We start from the raw sequence: 17,464 nt of genomic DNA on the forward strand, positions 1-17,464 counted from the left end.
GTTACGCTACCGTACGGAAGCCCCAAAGATACATCAGGCGAGGTGGAGGAATCATGGTCACTTTCAGAATGCCGCCGATGCGCTACGCGCCGTCCACCATGAGCGTTTCGCTCGACCGGATCACCGACTTCCTGAGCACCGTGCCCCTGTTCCGGGAGCTCGACCGCGCCGCCGTGCGCGGATTCGCCGAGTACACCCGGGAACGCAAGTTCAGCAAGGGGGCCATGATCGTGGCCGAAGGTGACCCGGGCGATGCCCTGTTCGTGGTGCGCTCGGGCGAGGTGAAGGTCGTTCTGGCCGGGGAAGACGGACGCGACGTCATCCTGAACGTGCTGAATGTGGGAGATCACTTCGGCGAACTGGCGCTCATTGACGGGCGGCCACGTTCCGCGCACGTGATCGCCACGCAGGCGAGCAGCCTGCTCACGTTGAGCCGGGCCGATTTCCGCCGGCAGGTGGAGCAGAGTCCGCAGGTGGCGTGGGGGCTCATGGTGGAACTCTCCCGGCGACTGCGGCAGGCGGATGGTACCATTGGCAGCCTCGTGCTGCTCGACGTGCCCGGCCGCGTGGCCAAGGTGCTGCTCGAACACGCCACGCCGGGCGAGCCGGCCACGCTGGTCAAGCAGCTCACCCATCAGGTCATCGCGCAGATGATCGGCGCGAGCCGGGAGACGGTATCGCGGGCCATGGCGGAGTTCCAGGAGAAGGGGATCATTTCGGTGCAGCGCCGCATCGTGACGATCACCGACCGGACGGCGCTGGAAGCCAGGGCGCGCCCGCGCCTCTGAGCGCGAGCGCGTCGTTCCACCATGGCGGCCAGCGTCCCTCCACGCGCCCGCATCCGATTCTGGGGCACGCGTGGCACCTGCCCCTCCCCTGGCCCCCGTACCGTCCGGTATGGGGGCAACACGCCGTGCATCGAAGTGCGGGGCGCCGACGAGGCCCTCATCATCCTCGATGCGGGGACGGGGATTCGCGCCCTGGGGGTGCATCTCGTGGAGAGCGGGCATACGGCGCCCATTCACCTCTTCCTCACGCATCGCCACAGCGATCACGTGCTGGGACTGGCCCACTTCGCCCCGCTCTTCGATCGCACGCAGCGCATTCGCGTCTGCTGCGGCGACGGCGAAGCGGAATCGCTGGCCGCGTTCACCCGGAGCATGCTCACGCCCCCGCTGTTTCCATATGTCGACGGCATGAGCACGCGGCTGGACCTCATGGAATGGGACGTCTGCCGCGATCCGCTCGTGGGCTCACTGGCCATCCGTCGCTTTACGGCGCGGCATCCGGGGGAGGCGGCCATCTTCCGTCTCGATGATGACACCGGCCCGCTCGTGGCCTACGCCCCCGACAATGAGCTGTCGTATCACGACGGGACCGACGCCGTGCGCGCATGGCGACGGGCGCTGGGCGACTTTCTGGCCGACGTGCCCGTGCTGGTGCACGACGCGACCTATCGCGACGAGGAACTGCCGCGCCACATCGGCTGGGGGCACTCGTCGCATCTCGAGGCGGCCCGGCTGGCCCTCGAATGCGGCGCCCGTACGCTGGTGCTGTTCCATCATCATCCCGACCGCGACGACGACAGCGTGGAACGCATGCTCGACGAGTGCCGCACGGTGGTGAGCCAAGAAGGCGCGCCGCTGCGCGTCCTGGCGGCGTGGGAAGGGTTGGCGCTAGCGGTGTAGGGCTGGGCCCCAGCCGCCGCCACCCGGGGTTTCGATGGTGAGCACATCGCGGGCGTGCATGGCCACCCGCGTCTTGGCGGGAAGCAACTGGTCGTTGAGCAGGTTGCGCCCCGTGGCACCGGCCGCGCCACCGTTCGCCCCCGGCGGGGCCACGCGCCGGCGCTCGGTGAGCAGCGTGGCGGTGCACGGCACCAGCGCCTGGTACCGGCGCACCACGCCATCACCACCGCGGTGCGTGCCGGCTCCACCACTGCCGCGGCGCACCGCATACTCCACCACACGCAGGGGATAGGCGCGCTCGAGGCTCTCCACCGGCGTGTTGCGCGTATTGCTCATCCCCACGTGCACGGCGTCGGGGCCGGGGCCGCGCCAGGTGGCCCCCTGCCCGCCCCCCAGCGTTTCGTAGAAACTCCAGCCAGGCGCGCCCAGCGTGACGTTGTTCATCGTCCCCTGACCGCAGGCGGGGATCACGAGATCGTGCACGCCAATGCGCGCCGCCGCCTGCGCGAGGGCCGCGAAGCACACATCCGTGAGGCGCTGCGACAGCTCCACGTTGCCCGCCGCCACGGCACTCGGCCGCTTCGCGTTCGCCACGCAGTCATCGGGAATCGTGAGCGCGAGTGCGCGCGCCACGCCGTCGTTCACCGGCACGTCGTCGTCGCAAAGCACCCGCAGCACGAACACCGCCGCCGCCCGCGCCACGGCGGGCGGCGCGTTCACGTTGCCGCGCACGGCAGGCGACGTGCCCGTGAGGTCGAGGTGCAGCGTGCCATGCTCCACGCGCGCGTGCACCACCACGGGAATCGCCTCGTCGCTCACGCCATCGCCTTCGAGCGCGTCAGCGGCATGCCCCTCCGCACCGTCGAGAAGTGCGAGCCGTGCGCGCACGCGTCGCTCGGTGTAATCGAGCAGCGCGTCCACGGCGGCCGTGAGTGTCTGCTCGCCAAGCCGCAGGAACAGCGCCTGCCACCCGGCACGTCCGGCGGCACACGCCGCCCGCTGCGCACGCAGGTCGCCCTCACGCTCGGCCGGGGTACGCACATTGGCCAGCAGCAGCGCCAGCAGATCACGCTGCACCACGCCCCCCGTCTCGAGTCGCACCGGCGGCACGATGAGGCCTTCCTGATAGAGCTCGGTGGCACCGAACGGCATGCTGCCGGGACTCATGCCTCCCACGTCGGCATGGTGCGCCCGCACGGCCGCGTAGCCGATGATGCGCTCGGCATCGTGCGGATGCGCGATGGCCTCGACCATGGTGAGATCGGGGAGATGCGACCCACCGTGCGACGGGTCATTGAGCAGGAACAGGTCGCCGGCGCGCGCCCCGGCGGCGCGCACCGCCGCCACCGACTCGGGCATGGCGCCCAGGTGCACGGGAATGTGCGCCGCCTGCGCCACCATGCGCCCCGCGTCGTCGAAGAGCGCGCAGGAGGCATCGCGCCGTTCGCGGATGTTGGGCGAAATGCTGCTGCGCTCGAGCAGCCCGCCCATCTCCTCGGCCAGCATGGCCACGCCCTGCGAGAAGACCGTAAGCTCGAGCGCATCGAAGGGGCCCGCTGCCGTGGTGGAGGTGTTCACGACAATGCCTCCGGGGGAGCGGGATAGCCGGCCCGCATGATGGCACGCTGGCAGCCTACCATCCACACCTCCTGCAACGCCGCCATCTTCGCACCCTTGCCGCGGTCGGGCGCCATGGAGAGCAGCCCCTGCGCCGAGGGGTGCGGCAACGCCTGTCGCGCCAGCGTGGGGCGCGGCTTCTGCGCGAGCAGCACGTCCACCGTGCGCGTGGCCACGCGCCCCAGCGTGACGATGCCCTTGAGCCCGTGCGTCACCAGCTGATCGAGGTCGCGGTTGAGCCGCGCCAGGTTGCGCGGGCTCTCCAGTTCGGCGCGAAGCGGTGCCCGGAACGACGCGCCATCATTGGTGGGGCAGCGGTCGTAGGCGTTGCCGAGCGCCACGCCGTGCGCGATGGGCGCGAGGCCGGCCGCGGTGAATGCGGCGCCGTCCCACGGCAGCGTGTCGACCTCAGGGGGCAGGACCACCGCCCCCAGTCGCTGCAGCGCGCCGTAGAGATGCTTGCCGGCGGCGTCACCGAAGAAGGGCACACCGCTCTTGTCGGCGCCGCGCGGCCCCGGCGCTTCCCCCACGATGAGCACATGCACGGCGCCCTCCGGCGGAAGCAGCATGGGCACGGGAGTCCCCAGTATGCGGCCGGTGTTGACCCGCTGCGCGCTCATGCTCGCCCCTCGTGTGTGGCGTATGTCCCGATCATGTGAGCTCCAGCAGCCATCCACCCACGTCGAGTGCGCGCGCCGTCCAACCCGGCGCCACGCGCATGGTGGCATCGGGGAGTCGCACCACGGCGGCCCCGCGCAACGTCCGCTCCATGGCGCGTCCGTCATCCCTGTCGTGCGGCAGGGCGCCGTGGCCGGGCTGGCGCGCAAACTGCACCGGCCAGGGAGCACTGCTGCGGGTGGTCCGCACGCTGATGAACTCCACCGGTCGGTCGAGGGTGAACCCCACGCGCGCGTCATGTCGCGCCGCGAAGCGCGCGGTCACCTCCGTCACGCGGTCGCCCGGCTGGACCGGGATATCCAGTTCATAGCCCTGGCCCACGAAGCGACTGCGCAGCCACCAGCGCGTGGCCAGCTGGGCCGAGTCGCCACCGAGACGCGTGGCACTGTCGGTGAGCAGGGCGGCCAATGCGTCGTCGCCCAGCGCATCGGCGTGCACGACGCAGCCGGTGAGCTGCTCGCGACGTTCGGGGGCGAGCGCGAGTCCCACGGCGCTGAGGACGCCGGCGTGCGGTGGTACGATGACCTGCCGCATGCCGAGGCGTTCGGCGAGGCCGCACGCGTGCAGGGGCCCGCCACCGCCGAAGGCGATGAGCGGGATGCCGCGCGGGTCGATACCGCGCTCCACCGACACCCGGCGCAGCGCCCGCGCCATGGTCGCGTCGGCGGTGGCAATGATGGCCTCGGCGGCGCGCTCCACCGACACGTTGAGCGGCTCGGCGATGCGTGCCACGGCCGCCACCGCGCGATCACGGCTGATGTGCACGCCGCCGCTCCATTCACCCGCGGCGATGGTGCCCAGCACCACGTGCGCGTCGGTCACGGTGGGGCGCTCGCCACCGCGGTCGTAGGCCGCCGGCCCTGGCGCCGCGCCGGCGCTCTCCGGGCCGGCGCGCAGGGCGCCGCCATCGTCGAGCCACGCGATGCTGCCACCACCGGCGGCCACCGCTTCCACCAGCACGCGTGGCAGCGCAATGGGAATGCCGGCCACGCCGCCGCCGCGCTCCACCAGCGGCTCGCCGTCGTCCACGAGCCCCACGTCGGCGCTGGTCCCGCCAATGTCGATGGTGAGGGCGCGGGCCATGCCCAACGCGCGAGTAATGGCCGCGGCTCCCGTGACGCCGCCGGCCGGACCGCTGAGCGCCAGCGCGGCCGCGTGCTGCACGGCGTCATGCGCCTCGAGCGTGCCACCGGCGGAGGTCATGACCCGCGGCGCGGGGTAGCCGCGCTCGCCCAGGCGTGAGGAGAGCCCCGCGAGATAGCGACGCACCGACGGCCGCGCGTACGCCTCGGCCACCGTGGTGGCCATGCGCTCGTACTCGCGGATCTCCGGGAGCACCTCGTGACTGGTCACCACGTCGATCGACAGGGCGCGCGCGGCAATGGCCTCGCGCAGGGCGGCGCCCAGGCGCTGCTCATGCGTGGCATCGCCGTAGGCATGCAGCAAGGTCACGGCAATGGTGTGCGCGCCGGACGCCGCGGCCATGGCGAGCGCCTCGTCCACCACCTGCGCGGCACCGGCCTCCGTGAGCGGCTCCACGACCTCGCCGGGCGCCACCCGTTCCGGCACGGCCACGATGTGTTCACGCGACACCAGCGGTGCCACATGCTGGCGCGACAGGTCGTAGAGCGCCGCCCGTTCTTGCCGGCGCAGTTCGAGCAGATCGGTGAAGCCGCGCGTCGCACAGGCCACCACCGGGGAGCCACGCCGTTCGAGCAGCAGATTGGTGACCACGGTGGTCCCGTGGGCGATGTAGACCAGCCGGTCGGGGGGCAGCTCGGCGGCGGCGAGGGCATCGAGCACGCCCTGCGCGCGGTCAACAGGCACGCTGAGCACCTTGGTGGTGTGCACCGTGCCGTCGGCATGCAGTGCCGCGAGATCGGTGAAGGTACCGCCCACATCGATCCCCACCGCGACGCGCTGTCCTGCCGCCACCCCCGAGGACGCCGTCATGCCGTTGGCTGCCCCGGCGAGCGACGGCCGTTGGCCACGATCGCGAGGGCCACGTGCACCGGCACCATGGTCATGAACAGCAGCATGCTCCCCTGCGTGAAGCCCGGGAGGTGCATGAGCACGAGCCCCACGAGGGCCATGCCGGCCACGAGTGCCGCAAGCGCCCGCGCCCCGCGTCCGGTTCTGCTGGGGCGCGCCCGCCACCACCAGAGCGCGGCCGCCAGCAGCAGCAGCGGCGACAGGATGGTGAGGTTGAGATTGCTCCCCATGTACGGCACATGCTTGGTGACGGTCCCGGCGAGCAGCAGCGCCGTGCCCAGGACGCCGCTCACCCCGTACCAGAGGACGCCGAAGAGGCTCAGGCCCACCGGGAGCAGCCGTGCAAGGGCAAAGACCAGCACCCCCAGCCCCAGCCCCGCCGCCAGCGCCGGCATGATGCGCTGCGGCGCCGCGGCGGCCATGGACTCGCGTTGTGCCGTGAACAGCACGGTGTCGTGCGCCACCAGGCGCACGCCGGCCACCGGAACGGCGGCGAGGTGCTGCGCGAAGTAGTCGGGGAGGAACGCCTGCTGCCACCGGGTGAGGGGTCGGTCGGCGTTGCGCCCCAGCGCGATCTGAATGCCGGTGTACACCGGCAGATTGTCGGCCGTGATGCGCGCCGTTTCGCCGCGCCAGGTGTGATACCCCACCACCGTATCGAGCGCGGGGCGCAGCGCCCCGTTCAGCACCCAGTCGAGCGCATCGCGCACGCGGGTACTGCAGTTGTCGTTGTAGTAGTCGTAGCGGTAGTAGCGATTGGCTTCCTGCGCCTTCCACGCCAGAAAATCGTAGAGCGCGCCGCGCTGCGTGGCGGTGAGGTTCAACTGCTGCCGGCGAATGGTGCGGTTCTGCGACTGGTACAGCGCATTGAATTCCACGGTGCGGTAGCCGGCCATCCAATAGCGCGTATCGCCGGTGAGGAAGCGCCCCAGGAAGTTCGGCTGGTCGAAGTCGAACATACCCCAGTTGAAGGCGGTGTCTTCGCCGGTATTCGCGTCGGAGACCGCCAGCGCAATGTGCCCGAAGCGTTCGAACACCTCGTCGCCGGGACCGTAGGTGTAGAGGGTGAACTGCAACGCCGCGCCACGCAGCGCCCGTGCGCTGTCGAGTGCGGCATCGGTTCCGGGGGCCGGTGGTGGTGGCGTTTGCGGTACGTTGTCGGGGAGCGGTGCCCCGGCCACCTGTGCCAGCAGTGGCGAGGGCGCGCCCATCGCAACGGAGAGCGCGCCGGCTGTCACGCCGAGGGCGATGACAACACGGCGCGTCCACGCCTGCCGCAGCATGCGCCCGGGGGTCAGAACCGGACTTCCTTGCCGTCGTCGGCGGCCTTGTAGATGGCTTCGACGATCTTCTGTACCGCCACCTGATCGGTGGGCGGCTCGTACGGCGTTTCGCCGCGAATGACCGCCAGGAAGTGCGCGATTTCGGCGCGATAGCTCTGCAGGAACGGGCTCTCGCGCACCCCGGCCCCGCTGGGCGACACGTCGACCGCGCGGCCGTTGAGCTCCTTGGTCACCCGCAGCGGCGCGAGCCGCGCGGAGCCGCGGGTGGCGTGCACTTCGAACCACCAGCGGTCTTCGTCACCCACGTACGACCACGACACGTCGATATTGACCACGAGGCCATTGGCGCACTCGAGGAAGAGCTGCATGGCGTCTTCCACGGCCCCGGCGCCGCGGCCACGCCGCATGCTCGACGACACGCGCACGGGGGCCGGGCCGTCGGCCAGCCAGAGGGCGAGGTCGAGCAGCGGGAAGCCGTGCTCCAGGAATACGCCGCCCCCCGACTCGGCTCGCCGGTTGCGCCAGCCGTCGGCGTTCTTCTTCACCTGCAGTGACCCGCAGCGAATGCTGGTGACCTGCCCCAGCTCACCGTTGCGGATGAACTGGTCGAGCGCCTGCGTGTCGCTGCGGAAGCGGTGATTGTGCCCCACCACCAGCCGCACGTCGGCCTTCTGCGCGGCCGCGAGGCACCGCTCGATGCCACGCGACGACAGCGCCAGCGGCCGCTCACAGAGTACGTGCAGCTTCTTGCGCAGCGCACTCAGCACGTGCGGCTCGTGCAGGTGATTGGGGGTGGCAATGACGACCGCGTCGAGCTCATCGCTGTCGAGCAGCTCCTCGAAGTCGGTGAAGACGTCGGGTACCCCGAACCGGTCGGCCAGCGCGCGCGCCTTGGCGGCATCGTTGTCGCACAGGGCAACGAGCTGGGCACCGCGCAGCTTGGAGAGAACAGGGATGTGCGTCAGCTGGGCAATGGCACCCGTGCCGACGACGGCGATGCGTACGCCGTCCTTCATTCACGCCTCCGGGGAGAAACAGATCAGTCGGCGAAGCCGACGACGGTCCCCGGATAGTAATGACGCAGGATCTCGCGGGCATCGGCCCCGGCCCGTGCCCGGCCGATTGCCCCCCACTGACACATCCCGACTCCGTGGCCGTGGCCGGTGCCACGCAGCGACAGCCCCCGCAGGCGCCCCCCGCCGCGCGACTCGCGCTCGACCGAAAAATACGTGCTGGACAGGATCGCGCCACGCGCGTCGCGCATCACGGCCCGGATGTCGCGCGCCTCGATGGTGACGTCGCCCCGTTCGGTACGCAGCACCACGCTCGCCGCCCGTCCGGAGCGGCTGCGGCCCGGCACCGTGAAGGAGCGCACCGCCGCCGGCCGGGGCGCGGCCGCTCCGCCCGCCTGCAGGGCCCGGCGCACGATCTCCTGCAGCTGCCCCTCGTCGAACTCGGCGTGCCAGTGGTGGCGCGGCGAAATGTCGCAGTACGGCGTGCCGGTGCGCGGGTCGATATCGTCGACGTTCTGCAGATAGGGCTCATCGCGCGCCCCCTTCCACGCCTCGCTGGGGGTGGCACTCCGCCCCCCGCAGCTCGACGAATAGGGCGCATCGACAATGAGGCCGTTGTAGCGGAGCACCAGCCCGGCCGTGCGGTCGATGGCCTCGTTCACCACCGGATGCTCCGCGTCCGCGCCGCCGTACACCTGGTTCTGCACCGTGGAGACGAGATTGAAGCCGGTGACCGGCGCCTCCACCATGCCCCCCGGCACCCGCATGTACGTGTAGCTGCGCGCCGCGATGGCCTGCGCCTCCAGCGCCGCCCGCTCGGCCGGATTGCGTACCGGTAGTTCGAGTGGCACCACCCCGCGCAGGTAGTCCTCCACCGGCAGGCGGTTCACCACCATCACCCCGCTGTCGGTGGCCGTGAACACGAGTTCGCCGCGATAGCGGCGCGTCCCGTAGCGCAGCAGCGCATTGTCGAGCGGACGCGCCACGAACGGGCCTTCCCGCCAGGGGGTGGCATCACCGCCATCACCGGCGACACGCAGCAGGCCATTCTTCTGTTCAATGCGCCACGGTTCCTCACCGCGTCCGCGCACCAGCTGCACACGCCCGCCCTGCTCGTCGATGCGCCAGCGCCCGGTGGCACTCACCGGCGCCTCCCGCGACCGCGCGCTGAGCGCGATGAGCGCCACGCGGTCGTTTGCCAACCGCCCGGGCGCTTCGGCCCGCGCGACCGGGGGCCCGGCGGCGGGCGTGGGCGCCCCCGGTGCCGTCCCGGTGGGCGCGCACGCCACCATGGCCGCCGAGGTCATGACCACCCCGCCAAAGAGTACGGGGACGAGCAGGCGCAGCCCGCTGCGCATGTCCATGGTCATGACACCGGCGGCATGGCGTCAGTCCCGCTCGGCCAGCGCGGCGCCGAGGGCGTCGTCGAGCCGCGTGAGCGTTTCGGCGATTTCCGCCGGGCCGTGCGCCGCCGACATGAAGGCCGCTTCGAAGGCGCTGGGGGCGAGGCTCACGCCGCGACGGCGTGCCGCATGGAAGAAGCGGCGGAAGAGGGCCACATCGCACTGCTTGGCCTCCTCGAAGGTGCGCACCGGCCCCGCATGGAAGAAGAAGCCCCACATGGAGCCGCTGTGGCTCGCGGTGAAGGGCACGCCGTGACGCGCCGCCAGGTCGCGCATCCCCTGCACCAGCGCCGCCGTCTGGGCGGTGATGCCGTCGTGCACCTCGCGCGTGAGCGCGCGCAGCGTGGCCAGGCCACCGGCCATGGCCAGCGGATTGCCTGAGAGGGTACCGGCCTGGTACACGGGACCCGTGGGGGCGATGTGCTCCATGAAGGCGCGCGAGCCGCCGTAGGCGGCCACCGGCAATCCGCCCCCGATCACCTTGCCCAGGGCGGTGAGGTCGGGGGTCACGCCGAAGCGCTCAGCGGCGCCACCGTAGGCAATGCGGAAGCCGGTCATAACCTCATCGAAGACGAGCAGGGCCCCCGTTTCGTCAGCAATCCGTCGCAGCCCGGGAATGAACGGTGCCGTGGGCTCGATGTAGCCCCCATTGCCCACCACGGGCTCCAGCATGATCGCCGCCAACGGCACCTCACGCGCAATGCGCTCCACCGCCTCGAGGTCGTTGTACGCACAGGTGAGGGTGAGCTTGGCCAGCGCCTCGGGCACCCCCGGGCTGTCGGGGAGCCCCAGCGTGGCCACCCCGCTCCCCGCCTTCACCAGGAAGGCGTCGGCGTGGCCATGGTAGCACCCTTCGAACTTGAGGATGTACTCCCGCTTCGTGACGGCGCGGGCCAGCCGCGCAATGCTCATGGCCGCTTCGGTCCCGCTGCTGGTGAAGCGCACCATTTCCATGTGTGGCATGCGCGCGGCGATCATGTCGGCCAGCTCCACCTCGCGCTCGGTGGGCATGCCGAAGCTCGTGCCCAGCTGCATCACGCGCGCCACTTCGTCGAGGACGACATCGGGGGCATGGCCGAGGACCAGCGGCCCCCAGCTGAGCACGTAGTCGATGTACTCGTTGCCGTCGGCGTCCCACACGCGCGCGCCCTTGCCGCGTGCGGCCACGAATGGCTCGCCTCCCACACCGCGGAAGGCGCGCACGGGCGAGTTGACCCCGCCGGGAAAACGACCGCGCGCCCGCGCCATGATGTCGGCGGAGCGCGCGTTGGTGGTGAGCAGCGGCGAGGGGATCGTCATCGGCCAAAACTCCCGGCGGAAGAGGGGTCGATGCCCACCAGCGGCAAGGCGCGGGTGGAGCGGACCTGAGGGGCCACCGCCGGCGCATCGGCAACGCGCCGCAGCGAGGCGGTGAAATCGTAATCGTCAACAACCTGCTCGACCTGCACGTCCACGAAAGCGCCGGGGACCGGGCGTACGCCATTCGCCAGCAGGGTGGACGGTACGGTCACGTGCATGAGGCCGTCAATGTCGTCGGCCTGCCACGGCGCCCGGCACACCCACAGATCGGGTGCGTCACCGGCGCGTTCCACCAGCACGCGGGCCTCGCGCCCGAGGAACCGCTCGTAGCGCGACGCGGTGATGCCGCGCTGCAACTCCTCGATGCGTTCCTTGCGCTCCTGCTTGATGCTCTCGGCCACGTCGTCGTCCATGCCGAACGCGCGCGTGCCCTCCTGCGGGGAGTAGGTGAACACCCCCACCCGGTCGAACTGCATTTCCTCGAGGAAGTCGCAGAGCGTGAGAAAGTCGCTCTCCGTTTCCCCCGGGAATCCCACGATGACGCTGGTACGCACCGCCAGATCGGGCACGATGGCCCGATAGCTCGCCAGGCGCTCACGAATGGTCTTCTGCCGCTCGGGGCGCCGCATGCGCGCCAGCACCGCGTCGCTGCCGTGCTGCATGGGGGTATCGAGCCAGCGCACGATGCGGTCGTTGGCCGCAATGACCTCGAGCAGCCGCGGCGTGATGCCGGTGCTGTAGAGATACATGTTGCGCAGCCACGGAATGCTGGTCTCCCGCACGAGCGCTTCGAGCAGCTCGGGAAGCGCCGTGCCGTCGCGGCGGTCGCGCCCGTAGTGGGCGAGATCCTGCGCCACGAGGTTGATTTCCCGCGCCCCCTGCGCCTCCAGCAGCTGCGCCTCGCGCACGAGGTCGGGCAAGGCGAAGCTGCGGTGCTTGCCGCGCATGAGGGGAATGGCACAGAAGGCGCAGCCGTGGTCGCACCCTTCCGAAATCTTGAGGTAGCGCACGTGGGGCAGGTCGCCGCCAAAGAGGCGCACGCCGGGGTGCTCCACCAGCGAACCACCCAGCAGCCCGCGCTCCACCAGCTCCGGCACCAGGCGATCGGTTTCGGAGTTGCCGAGGAACACGTCGACCTCGGGGAGCGCGTCGAGCAGCTCGCTCTTGTGGCGCTCCACCATGCAGCCAATGGCGAACACCGCCTTCACCTGTCCGTCTTCCTTCAGGCGCGCGGCGTCCACGATGGCCTCGATGCTTTCGGCCTTGGCCGCATCGATGAAGCCGCAGGTGTTCACCACGATCACCTCGGCGTCGCCAAGGTTCTGCACCGGCTCGGCGCCATGCGCCACGAGGTCGGCGAGGTACCGCTCGGAGTCTACCGTATTCTTGTCGCACCCGAGGGTGACCAGGCCGAACTTGAGCATCCGGGAATGATAGCGGGTTCGGGGGTAGGTCGGAGGTGGGAGCGGGCTCGTGGCGACACGCCCAGGGTGGCTCCGGTTGTTTCGCGCGCGAGACGCCACAGGAGTCCCACTCACCCCACTCGCGGCTTGCTTCGGGGGTGGCCGTGCGCGTCGTCGTCGCTGCGCTCCTCGCGCGCCGGCGTCACCCCCTCAGAGAGCCGCTCGCAGGGCGGCGGGCTCCCGTGGCTGCATCGTGGCGTGCCACGGGCGCGCGAGCAATGCGGTGCCCGCCCCCTTCACCGCCTGCAGTGCGGGGCGCGGAGAGGTGCGTCGCGAGCCGTGCGCGTGCGGTCCTCGCGTGATGCCGCCACAAGAGTGATGCAGCCCCGGCGGCTCCGCCGCCCCGTGAGCGGATCCCTGAGGGGGTGACGCCGGCGCGAAGCGAAGGAGCGGAGCGACGAAGCGGAGCGCACGGCCACCCCCGAAGAGAGCAGCGAACGGGGTGAGCGGAGCGGCCGGGTCGTGTCGACGCGGAAGTCGTCGGGGCGCGTCGCTCAGCGAAAGTTGCCGTACTGCAGCTCCACGCCGAATTCGCCCTGCCGCAGCAGCGCGATGCACTCCTGCAGCATGTCCTTGTCGGGACTCGACACGCGCACCTGCTCACCCTGGATGCTCGCCGTGATCTTCTTGAGCTTCGCGTCCTTGATGGCCGCCGTGACCTTCTTCGCCGTCTCCGCATCGAGCGCCATCTTGAGCTTGACCTCACTGCGGAGGATCTCGTGGCTTCCCGGCTTGGGATCGGTAAACTCCAGGTTCTTCACGCTCACCCCGCGCTTCACCAGCTTGCCGCGCAGCACGTCCACGAGGGCCGTGTGCCGCATTTCGCCTTCGGCTTCGAGCTTGATGAGGTTGTCGGCGCGCTTGAATTCGATGAGGACCTGCGAGCCCTTGAAGTCGAAGCGCTGCGTGACCTCCTTCAGCGCCTGATTGACCGCATTGTCCACCTCCTGCAGGTCGCAGCCGGTGGTGACATCGAACGAGTATGTGGAAGCCATGGTGGGGTCAGCCGAGGAAGCTTTCGAGCGATTTGGCGCGACTCACGTGGCGCAGACGGGACAGCGCCTTCTCCTTGATCTGCCGCACCCGCTCGCGCGTGATCCCCAGCTGCGAGCCGATCTCCTCGAGCGTCATGGGTTCGGTCTCGTCAATGCCGAAGTACAGGCGCAGAATCTTCGCCTCGCGCTCCTTGAGGCTGCCCAGCGACTCCTCGATGGCTTCCACGAGCGCCTTCTCGAAGGTCTGGTCTTCGGGGTTGGCGTTCTGGGTATCGGGGAGGTAATCCAGCAGCCGGTTGTCCTCCCCCGGCGTGAGCGGCGCATCGAGCGACAGGTGCACCTGCGAGATGGACATGGTCTTGGCCACTTCCTCCTCGGTGATGTCCATCCCGTCGGCGATCTCCGCGTGTGTGGCCTCACGCCCCAACTCCTGCAGCAGCGCGTTGGCGCGCTTGCCGATGCGGTGCAACGTGCCGGCGCGGTTGAGCGGGACCCGCACGATGCGCGACTGCTCGGCGAGCGCCTGCAGGATGGCCTGCCGAATCCACCACACCGCGTAGGAGATGAACTTGATCCCCTTGGTCTCGTCGAACTTGTGGGCCGCCCGAATGAGGCCGAGGTTGCCTTCGTTGATCAGGTCGGAGAGCGACACGCCCTGATTCTGGTACTTCTTGGAGACGCTGACGACGAAGCGCAGGTTGGAGCGGACCAGCTTGTCGAGTGCGTCCTGATCCCCGGCGCGAATGCGTCGTGCCAGCTCGGCTTCTTCCTCTCGGGAAATGAGCGGGTATGCGCTGATGTCACGCAGGTACTGATCGAGGGAGCCTTCCTCGTACGACGCCTTCTTTTTCGGGGGAGTAACCGCCATGTTCGACCGGCTCGGGTGCTGAGTGGCTCATGGTATTCACCGCGCAGGAGGGAAACGCGGTGTCCGTCGTGGTGCGGCGGCCAGCGGCGTACCGCCGGCGTGCTGATATAAGGCTGACCGGGCCGACGGCGTTCGTCAACGACTCCGCGCGTGAAATCGGGAACCGGAACGGGCCGGCAATCATCGGACCGTCGTTCCGAGTCGCGCCCAGCGAATGCGCGTGAGCCACGGAGCCACCTGCGCGGGGTCGGGGGTGAAGCTGAAGTACACGAACCACGGCGCGCCACGCAGCAGCGAATCGGGCACGAACCCCCAGTAGCGGCTGTCGAGCGAATTGGCGCGATTGTCACCGAGCACGAAGAAGTGGCGCGGCGGCACCACCAGCGGCCCCCAGCTGTCGCGCGGTGCCCCTACCTGCACGTCGGGCTCCACCACGTTGGCGCTGTTCGCTCCGCCCGCCACGGGCTCGCGCGCCACGGAGGCGCGCGTGAGATAGGGCTCGGCCACCGTCACGCCGTTGCGCTGCAGCACGCCCCGCGCCATCTGCAGCGTGTCACCGGGCAGCCCCACCAGACGCTTCACAAACGCCTTGTCATGATCGACGGGCCAGTCGAACACGATCACATCGGCATGCCGCGGCGCACGGAGCGCCGGCAGGCGGCGGCGCAGCAGCGGAATTTCCGCGCCGTACACCCACTTGTTCACGAGCAGGAAGTCGCCCACCTGGAGCGTGCGCTCCATGCTCGACGACGGGATGCGGAAGGCCGCCACCACGAAGGTGCGCAGGAACAGGTAGAGCAGCAGCGCCAACGGCAGGATTCCGAGCCAGCCGGCGGCGCGCCCCGCCCCGCTGCGCCCGCCGCCCGCCCGACTGCTCGTGGCGCGTGAGCCCCACGACAGGAGCCGCACGCCGCGGCGCGGCCGGTTGGCCGCGCGCAGCGCCTCGTCGCGCCGGTCCCGATTCACCGGGCGCATGCACCACGGGCACGGTAGCCCCGCCCCGCGGTCACCACCCGGTCCGGCGCGTCATGCGCGGGCCTCAGTAATTGTCGATCTGCGCACGCTGCAATGCGCCCGAGTAATCCACGTAGCCCACCTTGGTTTCCGAGTAGAACTCGTACACTTCCCAGCCCCCTTCGCGGTGCCCGTTGCCCGTTTCCTTCACGCCGCCAAAGGGGAGGTGCGCCTCGGCGCCAATGGTGGGGGCGTTCACGTACGTGATGCCGTTGTCGAGCTCCTGCAGCGCCCGGAAGGCCACGTTCACGTTGCGCGTATACACCGAGCTGGACAGCCCGTACCGCACCCCGTTGTTCACGTCGAACGCCTCGGCGGCGTCCTTCACCTTGATCACGCTCAACACCGGGCCGAAGATCTCCTCCTGGTCGAGGCGCGACCCCGCGGTGACCCCCGTGAAGATGGTGGGCTGGAAGAAGAACCCGCGGTCGAGATCGCCTCCGGTGGCGCGGGCCCCGCCGCACACCAGCGTGGCACCCTGCTGGCGGCCGATCTCGATGTAGCGCTCCACCTTCTCGCGCGCCGCGTCATTCACCAGCGGCCCCACGTCGGTTCCCGCACGGCGCCCGTCACCCAGACGCAGCGCCTGCGCCCGCTCGGCGAGGCGCGTCACGAAGGCATCGTGAATGCCCTCCTGCAACACCAGACGGCTGGTCGCGGTGCACCGCTGTCCGGTGGTGCCGAAGGCGCCCCAGAGCACGCCGTCGAGCGCCAGATCGAGATCGGCGTCGTCGAGCACGATCTGCGCGTTCTTGCCACCCATTTCGAGGCTCAGCCGCTTGTGCATGCGGCCGCAGGTTTCCCCCACGAACCGCCCCGTCTCGGTGCTGCCGGTGAACGAGATGACCGGCACCTGCGGGTGCTCCACCAGCGCCTTGCCCACCACCTCCCCCATCCCGTGCACCAGCTGGATGACCTCGGGGGGCAGGCCGGCCTCGAGCAGCACTTCCACCAGCACCGTGCTCGTGTGCGGCACGTCTTCGGCGGGCTTGAGGATGACCGCGTTGCCGCACAGCAGCGCCGGGAAGGCCTTCCAGGTGGGAATGGCCAGCGGGAAGTTGAACGGGGTGATGAGCCCGCACACGCCAATGGGGCGGCGCATGCTCATGGCCCACTTGTTGGCGAGCTCGCTGGGCACCGTATGTCCGAACAGGCGACGCCCTTCGGTGGCGGCGTAGTAGGCGGTGTCGATGCCTTCCTGCACATCACCGCGCGTTTCCGCGAGCGGTTTGCCCATCTCGCGCGTCATGAGATCGGCCAGTTCTTCCTTGCGCGCCGCCAGCAGGTCGCCCACGCGCCGCAACACGTCGCCACGCGCCGGCGCCGGCGTGCGCTTCCACTGCTCGAAGCCGCGGCGCGCACTGGCCACCGCCGCATCGATGTCCGAGGCGCCGGAGGCGGGGAAGTGCCCGATCAGATCCTGCTGATCGGCAGGATTGCGATTCTCGAAGTACGCGCCGGTGGAGGGGGCAACCCACTGGCCGCCAATGAAATTCCGGTAGGTGATGGTCATGCCTGCAAATGTAGCCGACCCACCGGACTAGAGCGTGGTGCCACCCCGCCCCGGCGGGAGCAATCCGGCCGGGGCCGGTGACGCCGGTCCCGGCGATGTCGAACCGTCGGCGCCCGGGGTCACACCGGGGTTGCCCGGCATCGCCGGCAGGCCATCGCAGCTCCACTGCCCCGGGCGTTCGGCCGTGGGCACGGCGTAGCCCACGCGCGGCAGCACCTCGCGCGCGCCCAGCGCCAGCCCCCACGCGGTCACCAGCAGCGACGCCACATGCGCCAGCCCCAGCCGATGCCGCCACGTACCCAGCGCACTCCAGAGCCCCAGCAGCGCCACGCCGCCGGTGGCCGCGGTGAAGCCAATGAGCGGCGCCCCGCAGCGCGCCGGCCACGGCCAGAACATGAGACCGGCCGCCGCGCCGACCGCCACCAGCACCTTGGCCCACGACAGCCACGGCTTCCCCGCCCCGGGCACCGTGGCCGCGGGGAGGGCGGGCGCCTTGGGCGCCCCCGCCGGCAGCGCCCGCGCGGGAGCGCCCTTGGCCGGCGCCACCGGCTGGGCGCTCTTGAGCAACTCGTCGTCGGAGATGGACGCGAGTTGCTTGTCGATCTTGGCGAGTTCCTTGTCCCAGTCGGTCATGACGA

15 protein-coding genes are annotated in these 17,464 nt (G+C 70.3%); 2 read left to right on the top strand and 13 right to left on the bottom strand.

Going from position 1 to position 17,464, the window contains the following annotated elements:
• The first annotated feature begins 77 nt into the window (after positions 1–77).
• Positions 78–788 (top strand): Crp/Fnr family transcriptional regulator, encoded by a 711-nt coding sequence (locus LW840_RS00975; protein ID WP_291276267.1) that lies wholly within the window; start codon positions 78–80, stop codon positions 786–788.
• A gap of 21 nt (positions 789–809) precedes the next feature.
• Positions 810–1,688 (top strand): MBL fold metallo-hydrolase, encoded by an 879-nt coding sequence (locus tag LW840_RS00980; protein ID WP_291276268.1) that lies wholly within the window; start codon positions 810–812, stop codon positions 1,686–1,688.
• Here the strand turns inward: LW840_RS00980 and LW840_RS00985 are convergent.
• From LW840_RS00985 to LW840_RS01045, 13 genes are all read right to left on the bottom strand, one after another.
• Positions 1,677–3,266 carry a hydantoinase B/oxoprolinase family protein gene (locus LW840_RS00985; protein WP_291266762.1) on the bottom strand — a complete coding sequence of 530 codons (1,590 nt, stop codon included), beginning with the start codon at positions 3,264–3,266 and terminating at the stop codon, positions 1,677–1,679. The genes LW840_RS00980 and LW840_RS00985 overlap by 12 nt on opposite strands.
• Entirely contained in the window at positions 3,263–3,925 is a 663-nt protein-coding gene (locus LW840_RS00990; RefSeq protein WP_291276269.1) for a uracil-DNA glycosylase family protein, read from the bottom strand. The genes LW840_RS00985 and LW840_RS00990 overlap by 4 nt, the downstream gene beginning before the upstream one ends.
• Before the next feature lie 31 nt (positions 3,926–3,956).
• The gene (locus LW840_RS00995) at positions 3,957–5,936 is read right to left on the bottom strand and encodes a hydantoinase/oxoprolinase family protein (protein ID WP_291276270.1); all 1,980 of its coding nucleotides are present in this window, start codon (positions 5,934–5,936) and stop codon (positions 3,957–3,959) included.
• Positions 5,933–7,258 carry a DUF4105 domain-containing protein gene (locus tag LW840_RS01000; RefSeq protein ID WP_291276271.1) on the bottom strand — a complete coding sequence of 442 codons (1,326 nt, stop codon included), beginning with the start codon at positions 7,256–7,258 and terminating at the stop codon, positions 5,933–5,935. Before LW840_RS01000 ends, LW840_RS00995 begins: the two co-directional genes overlap by 4 nt.
• 11 nt (positions 7,259–7,269) lie before the next feature.
• Entirely contained in the window at positions 7,270–8,274 is a 1,005-nt protein-coding gene (locus tag LW840_RS01005) for a Gfo/Idh/MocA family oxidoreductase (RefSeq protein WP_291261653.1), read from the bottom strand.
• Positions 8,275–8,297: 23 nt separating this feature from the next.
• The gene (locus LW840_RS01010; RefSeq protein WP_291261652.1) at positions 8,298–9,641 is read right to left on the bottom strand and encodes a SpoIID/LytB domain-containing protein; all 1,344 of its coding nucleotides are present in this window, start codon (positions 9,639–9,641) and stop codon (positions 8,298–8,300) included.
• Positions 9,642–9,659: 18 nt separating this feature from the next.
• The gene (hemL, locus tag LW840_RS01015) at positions 9,660–10,973 is read right to left on the bottom strand and encodes a glutamate-1-semialdehyde 2,1-aminomutase (RefSeq protein ID WP_291261651.1); all 1,314 of its coding nucleotides are present in this window, start codon (positions 10,971–10,973) and stop codon (positions 9,660–9,662) included.
• Positions 10,970–12,397: a 30S ribosomal protein S12 methylthiotransferase RimO gene (gene rimO / locus LW840_RS01020; protein ID WP_291261650.1), complete on the bottom strand. Its 1,428-nt coding sequence runs from the start codon at positions 12,395–12,397 to the stop codon at positions 10,970–10,972. The genes hemL and rimO overlap by 4 nt, the downstream gene beginning before the upstream one ends.
• Positions 12,398–12,930: 533 nt before the next feature.
• Entirely contained in the window at positions 12,931–13,431 is a 501-nt protein-coding gene (locus tag LW840_RS01025) for a YajQ family cyclic di-GMP-binding protein (protein WP_291261649.1), read from the bottom strand.
• Between the two features lie 7 nt (positions 13,432–13,438).
• Positions 13,439–14,299 (bottom strand): RNA polymerase sigma factor RpoD/SigA, encoded by an 861-nt coding sequence (locus LW840_RS01030; RefSeq protein WP_291261648.1) that lies wholly within the window; start codon positions 14,297–14,299, stop codon positions 13,439–13,441.
• Positions 14,300–14,479: 180 nt separating this feature from the next.
• Positions 14,480–15,274, bottom strand: coding sequence for a signal peptidase I (gene lepB, locus LW840_RS01035; protein WP_291276272.1), 795 nt, complete (start codon positions 15,272–15,274; stop codon positions 14,480–14,482).
• Between the two features lie 64 nt (positions 15,275–15,338).
• The gene (locus tag LW840_RS01040) at positions 15,339–16,826 is read right to left on the bottom strand and encodes an aldehyde dehydrogenase family protein (protein ID WP_291261646.1); all 1,488 of its coding nucleotides are present in this window, start codon (positions 16,824–16,826) and stop codon (positions 15,339–15,341) included.
• Positions 16,827–16,853: 27 nt separating this feature from the next.
• Positions 16,854–17,459 (bottom strand): hypothetical protein, encoded by a 606-nt coding sequence (locus LW840_RS01045; protein ID WP_291266766.1) that lies wholly within the window; start codon positions 17,457–17,459, stop codon positions 16,854–16,856.
• Positions 17,460–17,464 lie beyond the last annotated feature (5 nt).

This window comes from Gemmatimonas sp. (assembly GCF_021298855.1).
Taxonomy (GTDB): domain Bacteria; phylum Gemmatimonadota; class Gemmatimonadetes; order Gemmatimonadales; family Gemmatimonadaceae; genus Gemmatimonas.